General features: G+C 65.9%; 17 protein-coding genes. All 17 read left to right on the top strand.

The window, feature by feature from the left end:
• Nucleotides 1-805 precede the first annotated feature (805 nt).
• Nucleotides 806-1,042 (top strand): 50S ribosomal protein L31, encoded by a 237-nt coding sequence (gene rpmE / locus C5E41_RS20085; protein ID WP_030518286.1) that lies wholly within the window; start codon nt 806-808, stop codon nt 1,040-1,042.
• Nucleotides 1,043-1,133: 91 nt separating this feature from the next.
• On the top strand, nt 1,134-2,216 hold the full coding sequence (gene prfA / locus C5E41_RS20080; protein ID WP_104377353.1) for a peptide chain release factor 1: 1,083 nt from the start codon (nt 1,134-1,136) through the stop codon (nt 2,214-2,216).
• Complete coding sequence (prmC, locus tag C5E41_RS20075) at nt 2,213-3,115, top strand: peptide chain release factor N(5)-glutamine methyltransferase (RefSeq protein ID WP_258081105.1); 903 nt, start codon at nt 2,213-2,215, stop codon at nt 3,113-3,115. The genes prfA and prmC overlap by 4 nt, the downstream gene beginning before the upstream one ends.
• 71 nt (nt 3,116-3,186) lie before the next feature.
• Complete coding sequence (locus tag C5E41_RS20070; protein ID WP_036498542.1) at nt 3,187-3,852, top strand: L-threonylcarbamoyladenylate synthase; 666 nt, start codon at nt 3,187-3,189, stop codon at nt 3,850-3,852.
• A gap of 11 nt (nt 3,853-3,863) precedes the next feature.
• Complete coding sequence (locus tag C5E41_RS20065) at nt 3,864-5,015, top strand: MraY family glycosyltransferase (protein ID WP_104377351.1); 1,152 nt, start codon at nt 3,864-3,866, stop codon at nt 5,013-5,015.
• Nucleotides 5,016-5,112: 97 nt separating this feature from the next.
• Nucleotides 5,113-5,490 (top strand): hypothetical protein, encoded by a 378-nt coding sequence (locus tag C5E41_RS20060; RefSeq protein WP_308706105.1) that lies wholly within the window; start codon nt 5,113-5,115, stop codon nt 5,488-5,490.
• Between the two features lie 370 nt (nt 5,491-5,860).
• The gene (atpB, locus tag C5E41_RS20050; RefSeq protein ID WP_258081104.1) at nt 5,861-6,586 is read left to right on the top strand and encodes a F0F1 ATP synthase subunit A; all 726 of its coding nucleotides are present in this window, start codon (nt 5,861-5,863) and stop codon (nt 6,584-6,586) included.
• Nucleotides 6,587-6,656: 70 nt separating this feature from the next.
• Nucleotides 6,657-6,905: an ATP synthase F0 subunit C gene (locus C5E41_RS20045; protein WP_025347580.1), complete on the top strand. Its 249-nt coding sequence runs from the start codon at nt 6,657-6,659 to the stop codon at nt 6,903-6,905.
• Between the two features lie 5 nt (nt 6,906-6,910).
• Complete coding sequence (locus tag C5E41_RS20040; RefSeq protein ID WP_104377348.1) at nt 6,911-7,465, top strand: F0F1 ATP synthase subunit B; 555 nt, start codon at nt 6,911-6,913, stop codon at nt 7,463-7,465.
• 89 nt (nt 7,466-7,554) lie between these two features.
• The gene (locus C5E41_RS20035; RefSeq protein ID WP_104377450.1) at nt 7,555-8,364 is read left to right on the top strand and encodes a F0F1 ATP synthase subunit delta; all 810 of its coding nucleotides are present in this window, start codon (nt 7,555-7,557) and stop codon (nt 8,362-8,364) included.
• A gap of 62 nt (nt 8,365-8,426) precedes the next feature.
• Nucleotides 8,427-10,064 carry a F0F1 ATP synthase subunit alpha gene (gene atpA / locus C5E41_RS20030; protein ID WP_104377347.1) on the top strand — a complete coding sequence of 546 codons (1,638 nt, stop codon included), beginning with the start codon at nt 8,427-8,429 and terminating at the stop codon, nt 10,062-10,064.
• A 53-nt stretch (nt 10,065-10,117) separates the two neighbouring features.
• Complete coding sequence (locus C5E41_RS20025; RefSeq protein WP_104377346.1) at nt 10,118-11,086, top strand: F0F1 ATP synthase subunit gamma; 969 nt, start codon at nt 10,118-10,120, stop codon at nt 11,084-11,086.
• 20 nt (nt 11,087-11,106) lie between these two features.
• Nucleotides 11,107-12,555: a F0F1 ATP synthase subunit beta gene (gene atpD / locus C5E41_RS20020; RefSeq protein ID WP_104377345.1), complete on the top strand. Its 1,449-nt coding sequence runs from the start codon at nt 11,107-11,109 to the stop codon at nt 12,553-12,555.
• 6 nt (nt 12,556-12,561) lie between these two features.
• A complete protein-coding gene (locus C5E41_RS20015; protein WP_030518274.1) occupies nt 12,562-12,936 on the top strand; it encodes a F0F1 ATP synthase subunit epsilon in 375 nt (124 codons plus the stop codon).
• A 526-nt stretch (nt 12,937-13,462) separates the two neighbouring features.
• Nucleotides 13,463-13,885, top strand: a complete 423-nt coding sequence (locus tag C5E41_RS20005) for a DUF2550 domain-containing protein (RefSeq protein WP_062994002.1) — start codon at nt 13,463-13,465, stop codon at nt 13,883-13,885.
• 24 nt (nt 13,886-13,909) lie between these two features.
• Nucleotides 13,910-14,518 carry a cob(I)yrinic acid a,c-diamide adenosyltransferase gene (locus C5E41_RS20000; protein ID WP_104377342.1) on the top strand — a complete coding sequence of 203 codons (609 nt, stop codon included), beginning with the start codon at nt 13,910-13,912 and terminating at the stop codon, nt 14,516-14,518.
• A 10-nt stretch (nt 14,519-14,528) separates the two neighbouring features.
• Nucleotides 14,529-15,791: a UDP-N-acetylglucosamine 1-carboxyvinyltransferase gene (gene murA, locus C5E41_RS19995; RefSeq protein WP_030518271.1), complete on the top strand. Its 1,263-nt coding sequence runs from the start codon at nt 14,529-14,531 to the stop codon at nt 15,789-15,791.
• The last annotated feature ends 443 nt before the right edge of the window (nt 15,792-16,234 follow it).

Raw genomic sequence — 16,234 nt, 5'->3', positions numbered from 1 at the left:
CCCGCTTCGGCGGGGCCGCATTGCTGTCCGCGGTAACCGTGCACGTCGATGATCGCGTCGTGGGTCGGAGCGTGGCGGGGTCGGCGAATAGAACAACACGCCGATCACTGCGGCGCCGGTGATCAGGCAGATCAGAATCAGGGCGGTGACGCCGGTGATGGATCCGGTGGAGACCGAGGTCGCGGCGAATTCGTAGGGCCGATCCGGTCCGGCGGGCGTCGCGACGGTCGCGCGGGGCGGGGTGCCGGAGGCAGTCAGCCACCCGGTGAGTACGAGTCCGCCCAGCGCGGCCAATACCGTCGCCGCGCCGATCTCCTTCGTATGTCCACGGCCCGGCATCGGGCGGGTGTCACGGTCTCCCCGGCGGAGGTCTCCGAGGCGGGGCTCGCCGACGGCCGGGGCGCGAGATCTCCTACTCGCCCCCCGCGCGGTGTGGAAAATCACTGCTGTCCCTCGGATCGTCGGTTCGATTGCGATGGGTCTTCTTCTGCCACGAATCTACGAACAAATGTGTTCATATTCCCGAGTAGCCGACTACTCGTTTTCAGGATCGCTCGACAACCGCGAGTACGCGTGCCGTTACTTCCTTGGGGTGTGTCGCCGTCCGGGGCGCGCCGATGCCGGAACAAATACGGTGCGGGGTGCGTTGTGAGAGCGTATCGGCGGTTCTGGCATACTGGACCGTCGGTGCGTCTGCGATCGGCAGACCATCCCGCCTAGTCGGTTCCGGTTCACGTCCATGACGGCAGCACGGCAGATACAGCCGTGGGTTCGGGCGACCCGGGGCCAGATCGAGAGGACACCCATGAAGGCAGGAATTCACCCGGCATACGTGCCGACCACCGTTGTCTGCGGTTGCGGCAACACCTTCCAGACTCACAGCACCAAGGAGTCGGGCCACATCACCGTCGAGGTCTGCTCGCAGTGCCACCCGTTCTACACGGGCAAGCAGAAGATCCTCGACACCGGCGGCCGCGTCGCCCGCTTCGAGGCCCGCTACGGCAAGCGCGCCAAGAAGGCCGAGGGTTCGGAAGCCAAGTAGCTGCCCCGCCAACGCCCGTCCTGCATTCGCAGGCCGGGCGTTGGTGCGTTTATAGGTGACCGAAAGCTCCCAGCAGGAGGCATAATCCGCCATGGCCGACAAGATCACGGCCCCATCCGCCATCGACGACATTCTCGCCGAGCACGCCGGCCTGGAAACCCAGCTGTCGGATCCGGCGCTGCACAACAATCCGGCCGAGGCTCGTCGCGTCGGTAAGCGGTTCGCCGAGCTGGCGCCGATCATGTCGACCTACACCAAACTCACCGCGGCACGCGACGATCTGGCCGCCGCCCGGGAGTTGGCAGCCGACGATTCGTCCTTCGCCGCCGAGGTGCCCGGCCTCGAACGGCAGGTCGAGGAGCTGGAGAAGACGCTCACCGATCTACTCGCCCCGCGCGATCCGCACGATGCCGACGATGTCGTGCTCGAGGTGAAGTCGGGAGAGGGCGGCGAGGAGTCGGCCCTGTTCGCCTCCGATCTGGCCCGCATGTACATCCGCTACGCCGAACGGCACGGCTGGAAGGTGGAGGTGCTCGACGCCAACGTCTCCGACCTGGGCGGATACAAGGAAGCGACGCTTTCCATCAAGAGCCGCGAGCCCAGTCGCGACGGCGTCTGGTCCCGGCTGAAGTTCGAGGGCGGGGTCCATCGCGTGCAGCGCGTGCCGGTCACGGAATCGCAGGGCCGCATCCACACCTCCGCGGCCGGCGTGCTGATCTATCCCGAACCCGATGAGGTCGAACAGGTCCAGATCGACGAATCCGATCTGCGCATCGACGTCTACCGCTCCTCTGGTAAAGGCGGCCAGGGCGTCAACACCACCGATTCCGCGGTCCGCATCACGCATCTGCCCACCGGCATCGTCGTGACCTGCCAGAACGAACGCTCGCAGCTGCAGAACAAGATCCGCGCGATGCAGGTGCTCTCGGCGCGGTTGCAGAGCCTGGCCGAGGAACAGGCCGAGGCCGATGCCGCCGCGGGCCGTGCCTCACAGATCCGCACGGTCGACCGCTCCGAGCGCATCCGCACCTACAACTTCCCCGAGAACCGCATCACCGACCACCGCATCGGCTTCAAGGCCCACAATCTGGATTCGGTGCTGGACGGCGAACTGGACGCGCTGCTGGATGCTCTCGGCGAAGCCGACCGCGCCGCGCGGCTCGCGGCGCAATGATGCCGGTCCCGGGCGAGGCGGGCAAGCACCGGCTGCCGCTGCGACCCGCGATCGCCGACGCGGCCCGCACGCTCGCGGCGGCCGGGGTGCACAGCCCGCAGATCGACGCCGAATTTCTGGCCGCCTTCGTCCTCGAGGTCGAGCGGTCGCGCTTGGCGCTGATCCCGATGGTCACCCCGGAACAGCTCGAACGGTTTCTCAAACTGGTGGCCCGCCGGGCCGAGCGGGTGCCGTTGCAACATCTGACCGGCGCCGCCTCCATGGGTGAGGTGGATCTGGCAGTGGGCCCCGGCGTCTTCATCCCGCGACCGGAGACCGAGCTGCTCTTCGCGTGGGCGCTGGCCCAGCTCGAGGCGGCCGGACACGAGCATCCCCCGATCGTCGTCGACCTGTGCACCGGATCGGGCGCGCTGGCCCTGGCCATCGCCAACGCCCGTCCCGACGCCGAGGTGCACGCGGTCGAAATCGACCCCACCGCAAGGCAATGGGCGCAGCGCAACGCCGATCGGCAAGCCGCGCAAGGAGATACGCCGATCGTTCTGCATGCCGGCGATGTCACCGACGCGCGGGTGCTGGCCGAGCTGAACGGCCGCGTCGACGTCGTGGTCGCCAATCCGCCCTACATCCCGTTCGGCGCGCGGCTGGATCCCGAAGTGGCCGAACACGATCCGCATCTCGCGCTGTTCGGCGGCCCGGACGGACTCGAGGTGATCGCCCCCATGGTCGCCACCATCGCCCGGCTGCTGCGGCCCGAGGGCGTGACCGCCGTCGAACACGACGACTCGCACGGTGCCCAGGTCGCGGCGCTGTTCGCCGGACACGACGGATTCTCCGACATCGTCGAACATCCGGATCTGGCCGGCCGGCCGCGCTTCGTCGCCGCGCGCCGCACTCGCTGACGCGTGGATTGCCGAGAATTTGCGCGAAGCCGGGCAACGTGCCGTGAAACACATTCAATAGACTCACCGCCGTGAGTACCGTCTACGACTGCTCCGATCCCGATTCTCGTGCCGCCGGATTGACCGCCGCGCGGACCACCTTGAAATCCGGACGGCTGGCCGTCATCCCTACCGATACGGTCTACGGAATCGCCGCGGACGCGTTCGATTCCACGGCTGTGGCCGGTCTGCTCGCGGCCAAGCGGCGCGGGCGCGACATGCCCGTGCCGGTGCTGGTCGGTTCGTGGAACACCATCGACGGACTCGTCTTCTCCGTACAGCCGCAGGCGCGCGATCTGATCCGCGCCTTCTGGCCGGGCGGGCTGAGCCTGGTTGTGCAGCAGGCGCCCTCGCTGGCCTGGGACCTCGGCGACGCGCGCGGCACGGTGATGCTGCGCATGCCGCTGCACCCGATCGCGCTGGAGCTGTTGCGCGAGGTCGGCCCGATGGCCGTATCGAGCGCCAACGTCTCCGGGCAGCCGCCCGCCACGACGGTCACCGAGGCGCGACACCAGCTCGGGAACCAGGTTGGTGTCTACCTCGACGGCGGCCCGGCCGAACACGGCGTGCCTTCCACGATCGTGGACCTGACCGGCGACCGCCCGCGGGTGCTGCGGGCCGGTGCGGTGACCGTCGCTCAGGTCGCCGAGGTGCTGGGCATGGCCCCGGACGAACTCTCGCCCGAGACCACCCGCTGACGGCCTGGTAGATGGTTTTCAGTCAGGGTGCGGTCGTCCCGCTGCGCGAGCTGCTTCTGGTGCTGCTCGTGTCCGCGGTGGTGACGATGTTGTCCACCGGCGGAATTCGGGTGCTGGCCATCGGTTTCGGCGCCATCGCGGTGCCACGCGATCGTGATGTGCATCTCGAGCCGATTCCCCGCATGGGCGGGGTCGGCATCTATCTGGGCGTACTGGCCGCGGTGCTGTTCGCCCATCAGCTGCCGGCGCTGCGCCGCGGTTTCGACTATCCGCGCGATATTCCGGCCGTGCTGGTCGCGGGCACGCTGATCGTCCTGGTCGGCATCGTCGACGATCGCTGGGGCCTGGACGCGCTGACGAAGTTCGTGGGCCAGATCTCGGCCGCCGGGGCGATGGCCGTGATGGGCCTGAGCTGGGTGGCCATCTACAACCCGTTCAGCAACACCACGGTCGTGCTCGACCAGCTGCAGGGCTGGGTGGTCACGGTGGCCATCACCGTCACCATGATCAACGCGATGAACTTCGTGGACGGCCTCGACGGTCTCGCGGCGGGGCTGGGGCTGATCGCCGCCGCGGCGGTCTTCGTGTTCACCGTGGGTTTGCTCTACCAGCAGGGCGGTGCGACCGACGGCTATCCGCCGGCCCTGCTGGCCGCCGCGCTGGCGGGCGGATGCCTGGGATTTCTGCCACATAATTTCCATCCGGCCCGAATATTCATGGGCGATTCCGGATCGATGTTGATCGGTTTGATGCTCGCCGCGGTGTCGACCGGCGCATCCGGCCGAATTCCGCTCACCGGATACGGGCCGCGCGACATCGTGGGTCTGCTTTCACCGCTGTTGCTGGTGGGAGCGGTGATGTTCATTCCGGTATTGGATCTGGTGCTGGCAATCGTGCGTCGCGTGCGCGCGGGTGTGAGTTTCTCCACTCCGGACAAAATGCATTTGCATCACCGTTTGTTGCAGATCGGCCATTCGCACCGCCGTGTGGTGTTGTTGATCTACCTGTGGGTCGGCGTGCTCGCATTCGCGGCCGTGGGAACCTCCTTGATGGACCGTCGTGTGGTGGTTCTGCTGTTCGCGGCGGGTTTGGTTTTCGCCCTGGTCGTGACGGCCCTCCCATCGCTGCGCGAAGTGGTCGGGCTCCGCGGTCGCCGCAAGTAAGGAACGGGTAAAGTGGCTCGACGTGAGCACGGCACCCGAATCGCACCCCGACGCGCCACTACGAGCAGCGCTGCGTTACGGCATCACCGGATTGTGTGTGCTGGTGGTGGTTTCGGTCGTCGCCGGCTCGATCGTCGCGGGCTGGGCCGGTTTCTGGGGCGCGCTCATCGGATCCGCGATCGGTGGCTTCTTCATTCTCACCACGGCCGCGCTCGTGCTGTTCAGCGCGAAATTGGATTCCGGCATTCAGGGCATGGTCATGCTGGCGAGCTGGATCGGCAAAATACTGGTCGTGATGGTCGTGGTCGCGATCTTGCACCAGTTCGATTTCTACAGCCCCGGCACCCTCTTCCTGACCGTCGTGGGGGCGTTGCTGATTGTTCTCGGAGCCGAGACGTACGGGCTTCTGCGTCAACGTGTTCCGGTGGTCGACCCGCCCGCGGGGTCCGCCGACCAAGATCGTTCGAACGTCTGAACAAGACCCCCTACACGTTGTCGTAGATACCTTGGTAAACTCTTTACCGTAAGCATCCGAACCAACGGGGCCGACCGCATCGTCGCCGGTGCGAGAGGTTATGCTTGCTGCTGTGCCGGTCCTTCGGTGAGAAGTTCCGGCCCTGCACCGTCGACGATGTCGCCGACGTACAGACGCCACGGCGGGATTTCCCGCGCAGCTGCTGACGAACTTCGAGCCGACCTGAGTCGACCCACCTGATCGTCAATGTCCGATCGAACCGCGAGATGGAACATGTCTCGCGGCCCGAACACGGGAGAGAACGCTGAGCGTCACCACTTTGGCGGGCGAGTTCCACGCGCCTTCGCTGCAAGACTTCTTCCCTCCAGCTGTGCTGTTCGAGGGGACGCCTTTCGAGCTCGACCGTTTGATGCTGATTCGCATCATCATGGCGGCAGTCCTGGTCGCGGTCATGTTGCTCGCATTCCGGAGCCCGCGCCTGGTGCCGCGCGGACTGCAGAACGCCGCGGAAATGGGTCTGCTGTTCGTTCGGGAGCAGATCTGCGACGAGGTGCTCGGCAAGGAAAGTGGCCGCCGGTATTTCCCGCTGATCGCCACGATCTTCTTCACGGTGCTGTTCCTGAACTTCTCCAGCGTCATCCCGTTCTTGAACATCTCCTCGAACGCACGCGTCGGTATGCCGTTGGTGCTGGCGGTCATCGCCTATATCGCCTTCAACTACGTGGGTATCCGCAAGTACGGCTTCTGGAAATACATGCGCTCGTCCATCGTCGTGCCGAATGTTCCGGTCGCGCTGCACGTGCTGCTGATTCCGATCGAGTTCATCTCGACCTTCATCCTGCGTCCGTTCACGCTGACCGTCCGACTCATGGCCAACATGCTGTCCGGTCACATCATGCTGGTGCTGTTCTTCAGCGCCACCCAGTTCTTCCTCTTCGACGCCGCTTCGTGGATGAAGATCTTCTCGCCGTTCTCCTTGCTCGCGGGATTCGGATTCACCCTGTTCGAACTCCTGGTGATCTTCCTGCAGGCCTACGTGTTCGCGCTCCTGACGGCCGTCTACATCGGCCTCGCGCAGCACGCCGACTCGCACTGACCGCACGACCGCACAAGAACTGCCCCACCGGCCGCCGGGCGGGTGGGCAACAGAAAGGGAAAGAAATCTCATGAGCCTCTCCTACGTGGCCGCCGAACTCGCCCAGACCTCGGATCGGGTCAAGGGCTACGGCGCTATCGGTTACGGTCTGGCCGCGATCGGCCCGGGTGTCGGCGTCGGCATCGTCGTCGGTAAGGCGATCGAGGGCATCGCCCGTCAGCCCGAGCTGCAGGGCACCATCCGGACCAACATGTTCCTGGGTATCGCGTTCACCGAGGCCCTTGCGCTGATCGGTCTCGTCGCCGGCTTCATCTTCTGATTCCGATGAACAGCATGTACTTGCTCGCCGAGAATGCAGAGGACAAGAACCCTCTGATTCCGGAGCCATACGACATCGTCTGGTCGGTGGTGTGCGTTGTCGTCATCGGGATCCTGTTCTACAAGTACGTGGTTCCTCGATTGACGAAGGTGCTCGACGAGCGCTCGGAGAAGATCGAAGGCGGCATGGCCAAGGCCGAGGCCGCACAGGCCGAGGCGCAGGAAACCCTGCAGCAGTACCAGCAGCAGCTGGCCGAGGCTCGGCTCGAGGCCGCGCGCATCCGTGAGGAAGCGCGTACCCAGGGCCAGCAGATCCTCGCGCAGCTGCGCTCGGAGGCTCAGGCCGAAGCCGATCGCATCGTCTCCGCCGGTCAGGCCCAGCTCGACGCGCAGCGTCAGCAGATCGTGGCCGAGCTCCGGTCCGAGCTCGGCCGCACCGCGGTCGACCTGGCCGAGAAGATCATCGGGCAGTCCGTGGCGGACGAAGCCAAGCAGGCGGCGTCCATCGATCGGTTCCTCACCGAGCTGGATCAGAAGGCCGGCATCGGGGTCGGAAGGTAACCTGCGCCTGAGAGGTCTTGTCGGTGACGCAAGTCACCGGCGCCCGACCGCTCCGGGCCCCGGAATTCAACACAGTGAAAGTGGGAAGCATGTACGCAGCGAGCCGCGAGGCGAGTTCCCGTGCGAGGGAAGCTCTTTCGGCCGCACTCACCGGGAGTGGCTCCGTCGCCGCCACGACGGGCTCCGAACTGTTCGCCGTAGTCGCCGTGCTCGACGACCAGCGTTCGCTGCGTGTGGCGCTCGCGGATAAGTCGGTGTCGAGTTCGGTGCGTGCCGAACTGGCCGAACGCGTGTTCGGCGGCAAGATCAGCGCGGCCACCCAGGCCGTGCTGACCACTGCCGTCGCCCAGGACTGGTCTCGGACCCGAGATCTGGTCGACACCCTGGTGCTGCTCGGGCAGGAGGCGCTGTTGCGCGCCGCGGCCGACCGCGGACGTATCGACGCCGTCGAGGACGAGTTGTTCCGGCTGGGCCGCACCGTCGAGGACAACCCGGATCTGGAGCAGGCGCTCACCGATCGCGGTAAGCCGGCGGCCGCCAAGCGCGACCTGCTGGCGCGATTGCTCACCGGCAAGGTCGAAGACATCACCATGCAGCTGGCCGAGCAGGCGGTCGGCCGGTCGCGCGGTGATGTCGGCGTCGCCTTCGATCAGTTGTCCGGCCTGGCGGCGTCGCTGCGCAAGCAGATCGTCGCGCACGTTCGTTCGGCGACGGCCCTGACGCAGCAGCAGCGGGAGCATCTCGCCGCATCGCTGCAGCGAATCTACGACAAGCCGGTCACCATCCACGTGCAGGTCGATCCGGCACTGCTGGCCGGTGTCGTCGTGCGCATCGGCGACGACGTCATCGACGGCAGCGCCGTCGGCCGACTGCAGCGCCTGCGCCAGGCCCTGGCCTAGCCGAGCCATCGAGCCCGGCAACCACCCCGACATTCCAGACCACAGCGAGAGCAGGAAGAACCATGGCGGAGCTGACGATCTCCCCCGATGAGATCCGTAGCGCGATCGAAAGCTACACCCAGAGCTACACCCCCGAAACCTCCATCGAGGAAATCGGCACGGTCACCGACACCAGTGACGGCATCGCGCACGTCAGCGGCCTGCCGTCCGCGATGACCAACGAGATCCTCGAATTCCCCGGCGGTGTGCTGGGTGTCGCGTTGAACCTCGACCCCGACGAGATCGGTGCGGTCATCCTCGGTGAGTTCGACGGCATCGAAGAGGGCCAGCAGGTCCGCCGCACCGGTGACGTGCTCTCGGTGCCGGTCGGCGACAAGTTCCTGGGCCGCGTCATCAACCCCCTCGGCCAGCCGATCGACGGCCTGGGCGAGATCGAGGCCGACGAGCGCCGCGTGCTGGAGCTGCAGGCCGCGACCGTGCTGGAGCGCCAGCCGGTCGAGGAGCCGATGGCCACCGGCATCACCGCCATCGACGCGCTGACCGCCATCGGCCGCGGCCAGCGTCAGCTGGTCATCGGCGACCGCAAGACCGGTAAGACCGCGGTCTGCATCGACGCCATCCTGAACCAGAAGGCCAACTGGGAGTCCGGCGATCCGAAGAAGCAGATGCGCTGCATCTACGTCGCGATCGGCCAGAAGGGTTCCACCATCGCCGGCGTGAAGTCCGCGCTCGAGGCGCACGGTGCGATGGAGTACACCACCATCGTCGCGGCCCCTGCCTCCGACTCCGCCGGTTTCAAGTGGCTCGCGCCCTACACCGGTTCCGCGCTCGGCCAGCACTGGATGTACCAGGGCAAGCACGTCCTGATCGTGTTCGACGACCTGTCCAAGCAGGCCGAGGCCTACCGCGCCATCTCGCTGCTGCTGCGTCGCCCGCCGGGCCGTGAGGCGTACCCCGGTGACGTCTTCTACCTGCACTCCCGTCTGCTGGAGCGTTGCGCGAAGCTGTCCGACGAAATGGGCGCCGGTTCGATGACGGGTCTGCCGATCATCGAGACCAAGGCCAACGACATCTCGGCGTTCATTCCGACCAACGTCATCTCCATCACCGACGGCCAGGTCTTCCTCGAGTCCGACCTGTTCAACAAGGGTGTGCGCCCGGCCATCAACGTCGGTACCTCCGTCTCCCGTGTCGGTGGCGCCGCGCAGACCAAGGGCATGAAGAAGGTCGCCGGTTCGCTGCGCCTGGAGCTGGCCTCCTACCGCGAGCTGGAGGCGTTCTCCGCCTTCGCCTCCGACCTGGACGCCGCCTCGCTGGCTCAGCTCGAGCGCGGTGCACGTTGGGTCGAGCTGCTCAAGCAGGACCAGTACTCGCCGGTCGCCGTCGAGGACCAGATCGTCTCGATCTACCTGGTCGACGCCGGTTTCTACGACTCGGTGCCGGTCGGCGACATCCGCCGCTTCAACTCCGAGCTGCTGGAGACGCTGCACCGCGCCGCGCCGCAGGCCTTCGAGTCGATCGCCGGTGGCAAGGTTCTCGAGGGCGAGGCCGCCGACGCGATCAAGACCGAGACCGAGCGCTTCAAGCAGGGCTTCCTGGCCTCCGACGGCAGCCGCGTGGTCAACGAGGCCGACGCCGGTGAACTGGACCACGAAGAGGTCGAGTCGCTGTCGGTCACCCGCAAGCACGTCGAGAAGTAAGCGGTTCCGATGATGCTTACTGATCAGACACGCGAGGGGAGTGTGAACCGCTGATGGCAAGCTTGCGCGAACTGCGCTCCCGTATTCGTGGTGTGAGCTCGATCAAGAAGATCACCAAGGCTCAGGAGCTGATCGCCACTTCGCGAATCAGCAAGGCCCAGGCTCGGGTCGCCGCCGCGAAGCCCTATGCGGAAGAGATCACCAAGGTGCTCGGCGAATTGGCCAGTGCCTCATCGAATCTCAACCATCCGCTGCTGACCGAGCGGCCGACTCCACGACGTGCCGCCGTCCTGGTGATCACCAGTGACAGCGGTATGTGCGGTGGCTACAACTCGAACGTGCTCAAGCGCACCGAGGAACTCATCACGACGCTGCGCTCCGAGGGCAAGGAGCCGGTGCTGTATGTGATGGGCAACAAGGGCCTGACATACTACACCTTCCGCAACCGGCCGCTGGCCGGTTCGTGGACCGGGTTCTCGCAGCAGCCGCACTACACCGATGCCTCGGCCGCATGCCATCACCTGGTGGATGTGTTCATGGCGGGTTCCGATACCGAGGTGGAGGCCCCGGGCGGCGGGACCATGGAGGGCGTGGACGAGATCCATATCGTCTACACCCGCTTCGTCTCGATGTTGTCGCAGGTGCCCGAGGTTCGCCGGCTCGCTCCGATCCAGGTGAGCTTCGTCGACGAGAACTTCGAGCTCGGCGAGGACATGCTCACCGACTCGCCGGACGCGAAGATCACCTCGCTCTACGAGTTCGAACCGGATGCGGACAAGCTGCTCGGCGCCCTGCTGCCGAAGTACATCAACACCCGCATCTACTCGTCGTTGCTCGAGGCCGCGGCCTCGGAGTCGGCCGCGCGCCGCACCGCAATGAAGGCTGCCACCGATAACGCCACCGAGCTGGTCAACACTCTGACCCGCGAGGCGAACTCGATCCGGCAGGCCAACATCACGCAGGAAATCAGTGAAATCGTCGGCGGCGCGAACGCGCTGGCTGCGTCCTCGGACCGCGACTAAGCCCCCACGGAAGAGAAAAGATGACCGCAGCTGTCACCCAAGAAAACGCAAGCCGGGCGGGCGCTGGCACAGGCCGCGTCGTCCGGGTCAACGGCCCCGTTGTGGACGTCGAGTTCCCGCGCGGCGCCATCCCTGAACTGTTCAACGCGCTGCACGCCGACATCACCCTGCCGTCGGTGGCCAAAACCCTGACCCTCGAGGTCGCGCAGCACCTGGGCGACAACATCGTCCGCACCATTTCGATGCAGCCGACCGACGGCCTGGTCCGCGGCATCCCGGTGTCCGACACCGGCAAGCCGATCTCGGTTCCGGTCGGCGACGTCACCAAGGGCCACGTGTTCAACGCCCTCGGCGACTGCCTCGACACCCCCGGCCTGGGCCGCGACGGCGAGCAGTGGGGCATCCACCGCCAGCCGCCGGCCTTCGACCAGCTCGAGGGTAAGACCGAGATCCTGGAGACGGGCATCAAGGTCATCGACCTGCTGACCCCGTACGTGAAGGGCGGCAAGATCGGTCTGTTCGGTGGTGCCGGTGTCGGCAAGACCGTTCTGATCCAGGAGATGATCACCCGTATCGCGCGTGAGTTCTCCGGTACGTCGGTGTTCGCCGGCGTCGGTGAGCGCACCCGTGAGGGCACCGACCTCCACCTGGAAATGGAAGAGATGGGCGTCCTTCAGGACACCGCCCTCGTCTTCGGCCAGATGGACGAGCCGCCGGGCACCCGTATGCGCGTCGCGCTCTCCGCGCTGACCATGGCGGAATACTTCCGCGATGTGCAGGGTCAGGACGTGCTGCTGTTCATCGACAACATCTTCCGTTTCACCCAGGCCGGTTCCGAGGTCTCGACCCTGCTGGGTCGTATGCCTTCGGCCGTCGGTTACCAGCCGACCCTGGCGGACGAGATGGGTCAGCTGCAGGAGCGCATCACCTCGACCCGTGGTCGTTCGATCACCTCGATGCAGGCGATCTACGTCCCCGCCGACGACTACACCGACCCGGCGCCGGCGACCACCTTCGCCCACCTGGATGCGACCACCGAGCTCTCCCGCCCGATTTCGCAGAAGGGTATCTACCCCGCCGTCGACCCGCTGACCTCGACCTCGCGAATCCTCGAGGCCTCGATCGTCGGCGAGCGGCACTTCGCGGTGGCCAACGAGGTGAAGCGAATCCTGCAGAAGTACAAGGAACTGCAGGACATCATCGCGATTCTGGGTATGGACGAGCTCTCCGAAGAGGACAAGGTCCTCGTCGGCCGGGCGCGTCGTCTGGAGAAGTTCCTCGGCCAGAACTTCATCGTGGCTGAGAAGTTCACCGGTCAGCCGGGTTCGGTCGTGCCGCTGGAGCAGACCATCGACGACTTCGAGCGGGTCTGCAAGGGCGAATTCGACCACCTGCCGGAGCAGGCGTTCAACTCCTGCGGTGGCCTGGACGACGTCGAGGCGGCCGCGAAGAAGATCGCCGGGAAGTAGTCCACCATGGCGGATATGTCAGTTGATCTGGTCGCCATCGAGCGGCGGCTGTGGTCGGGAACGGCGAGTTTCGTCAGCGCCCAGACCACGGAAGGTCAGATCGGTATTCTGCACGGCCACGAGCCCGTACTCGGCCAACTGGTCGAGGGTGGGATCGTGACCATCGACAGCACCGAGGGCGAGCGGATCGTCGCGGCCGTGCACGGCGGCTTCTTCTCCTGCACGGGCGAGGCGGTCCGGATTCTCGCCGAATCGGCGGAATTCGCGGGTGATATCGATCTCGACGCCGCCCGCGCGGTACTGGCCGATCCGAATGCCTCGGAGCAGGAACAGAATGCGGCGACCGCGCGAATTCGCGCGGTGGAAGCGATGAGCGCCTGACGCGAAAGCCTCAGGGCGACAACCGAATAGCGCTACCGTGTGGCGGTCCGGCTCTCCGGGCCGCCACACGGCGTTTCCGCCGGAGCTCGCTCGAATCCGATGAGGAGGAGTCCGGCGGTGTGCTGGACCTGAAAATGCCCGTCGACTACGGCCAGGAATCGCACGAGAACGTCAACCGCCGAGAGCGGGACCGGCCACACCCTGGCCATGGTGATCGTCTGGGATGCGCCCTTCACCATGGGTTGAGCGCGACCCGATGCGGGCGCGAATACGGGGCCCATCGTGAACCCCGCGCACAGCCAACCGTGACGGGCTTCGAATGCCCTTGTGCGAGTGTGCCTCTGATCACCTTCCTCCGTATCGGCGAATCGGCCGATATCCTCGTTTGTGGAACGGATGTACCGGCTGTGTGCCGCGGCGGGCTGGTTTGTAGACTCCCTGCGGGAGCGGCCTTGTCCGGGGATGGCACGGCGCTGGCGACGGCACAGGGGCGAAGCGAAGGGACGGACCTGGATTGCGGACCGGGATGGTGCTTCTGATCATTCTGGTGCTGCTGCTGGTCGGCGTAGCGCTGGTGTCGCTGTATCGCCTGGTCATGTTGCGCCGAGGTGGAACCGCGGCGATTCTGCGCGTACTTCCGGCGCAGGGTGGCCAAGGGTGGCGGCACGGTCTGATTCGCTACGGCGAATCCCGGCTCGTCTTCTACAAACTCACCAGCCTGAAGGTAGGACCGGATTCGACCATCCGGCGGCTGGGCATCGAAGTGGTCGATCGGCGTTCTCCGGTGGGCGACGAGTACGACATCATGACCGACGACATCGTCGTGATCGCGGTCTCCGACGGTGACGGCAGTTATGAACTCGCCCTGGATCGCCCTGCGCTGACGGCATTCCTGTCCTGGGTCGAATCGCGGCCCTCCGAACGCATCCGGCGCCGTCCGGGACGTTGACCCAGAAATAGGTGGTCACCAGCAATGAGTGTGCATCTGACCAAGATCTATACCCGGACCGGAGACGACGGCACCACCGGTTTGAGCGACTTCTCCCGGGTTCCGAAGACCGATCCGCGACTGGTTGCCTACGCCGACTGCGACGAGACCAATGCCGCACTCGGTGTGGCTCTCGCCCTGGGGCAGCCGGAATCGCGCATCGCCGAGGTGCTGCGCCAGGTGCAGAACGATCTGTTCGACGCCGGCGCCGATCTGTCCACCCCGGTCGTGCCGGATCCGAAATATCCGCCGCTGCGGATCACCCAGTCCTATATCGACCGCCTGGAGCGCTGGTGTGACGAGTTCAATGCCGAACTTGCTCCGCTGAATTCGTTCATCCTGCCCGGCGGGACGCCGTTGGCCGCACTGCTGCACACGGCCCGCACCGTGGCACGCCGGGCCGAACGCGCGGCGTGGGCAGCGGTGGACGCACATCCGGACGACATCAGCGTGTTGCCCGCGAAATACCTCAATCGGCTGTCCGATCTGCTGTTCATCCTCGGCCGGGTGGCCAACCCGGACGGTGACGTGCTGTGGCGGCCCGGGGGATCGGAGACCGGCGGACCGGCCGCGACCGACCAGCCCTCCCGTTAGGCTGGCCCCCGTGAGTGAACGGTTTCTGGTGACCGGGGGCAGTCGGCTGGTCGGCGAGGTCGCGGTGGGTGGCGCGAAGAACAGCGTCCTCAAGCTGATGGCCGCCGCCCTGTTGGCCGAAGGCACGACGACGATCACCAACTGCCCGGACATCCTCGACGTGCCGCTGATGGCGGAGGTTCTGCGCGGTTTGGGCTGTGATGTCACCGTCGACGGATCAGTGGTCGCCATCACCACCCCGGCCGAGCCGAAGTATCACGCCGACTTCCCGGCGGTGACGCAGTTCCGCGCATCGGTCTGCGTGCTGGGGCCGCTGATGGCGCGGTGCAAGCGCGCGGTCGTCGCGCTGCCCGGCGGTGATGCGATCGGGTCCCGTCCACTCGACATGCATCAGGCCGGTCTGAGATTGCTCGGCGCGACCAGCGAAATCGAGCACGGCTGCCTGGTCGCGCGCGCCGACGAGCTGCAAGGTGCGCGCATCCGGCTGGATTTCCCGTCGGTCGGCGCGACCGAGAACATCCTCATGGCCGCGGTCCTCGCGGAGGGGGAGACGGTGATCGACAACGCCGCGCGCGAACCCGAGATCGTCGACCTGTGCACCATGCTCACCCGGATGGGCGCCCGCATCGACGGCGCCGGCACCTCGGTGCTCACCATCTCCGGCGTGCGCAAACTCGCGCCCACCACCCATCAGGTGATCGGCGACCGGATCGTGGCCGCGACCTGGGGAATCGCCGCCGCGATGACAAGGGGCGACGTGCGCGTCACCGGCTTGAACCCCAAGCACCTCTCGCTGGTGCTGGACAAGCTGCGTTCGGCGGGGGCGCGAATCACGTTCGAACCCAACGGTTTCCGGGTGGAACAACCGGAGCGGCCGCGTGCGGTGAACTTCTCCACCCTGCCGTTTCCGGGCTTTCCCACCGACCTGCAGCCGATGGCGATCGGCCTGGCGACCATCGCCGACGGGACGTCCATGATCACCGAGAACATCTTCGAGGCGCGCTTCCGCTTCGTCGAGGAGATGATCCGCCTGGGCGCCGACGCCCGCACCGACGGCCACCATGCCGTGGTCCGGGGCATCCCGCGGCTGTCCAGTGCGCCGGTGTGGTCGTCGGATATCCGCGCCGGCGCGGGTCTGGTGCTCGCGGGTCTGGTCGCCGACGGCGTCACCGAGGTGCACGACGTCTTCCATATCGACCGCGGCTACCCCCATTTCGTGGAGAACCTGCGCTCGCTCGGCGCCGAGGTGGAACGGGTCGGAACGCCGGCGTAGTCGGCCGTACATCCGAAAGACCTTCCTGACCAGGCGATTTGACATAGAATCAACCGCCACGTAACTTATTCCAGGTCAGAGCGACACGGACGCCGACCCGGAGCCGAGAGGCCCGGGACAACGAGGTCGGACGAGGAGCGCCTGACAATCACACTGGTTCGGTAAGAGGGACCCCGATTTTGTCGGGAACTTCTGGCTGAGCTAAGCTGTAAAAGTTGCCCAACCGATCGACCGGGAAGAATCCTGCGAGATTGCTGGTGCGTGTGTTCTTTGAGAACTCAATAGTGTGTCGATGAATGTCAGTGCCAAATATTTATTTTGGTTCCGTTCATCCTCTCCCCGTGAGGGTGACGGACATTTTTGTCAGCTATTTTCCGGCTGGCGTTTTAGTTGGGTTTTCGGACTCTGGTTCGAGATACTTCTGATTCACTCTTCGGGGTGTT

It is taken from the genome of Nocardia nova (assembly GCF_002933465.1).
Taxonomy (GTDB): Bacteria; Actinomycetota; Actinomycetes; order Mycobacteriales; family Mycobacteriaceae; genus Nocardia; species Nocardia nova_B.
This window is presented reverse-complemented; position numbering and strand designations above follow the sequence as displayed.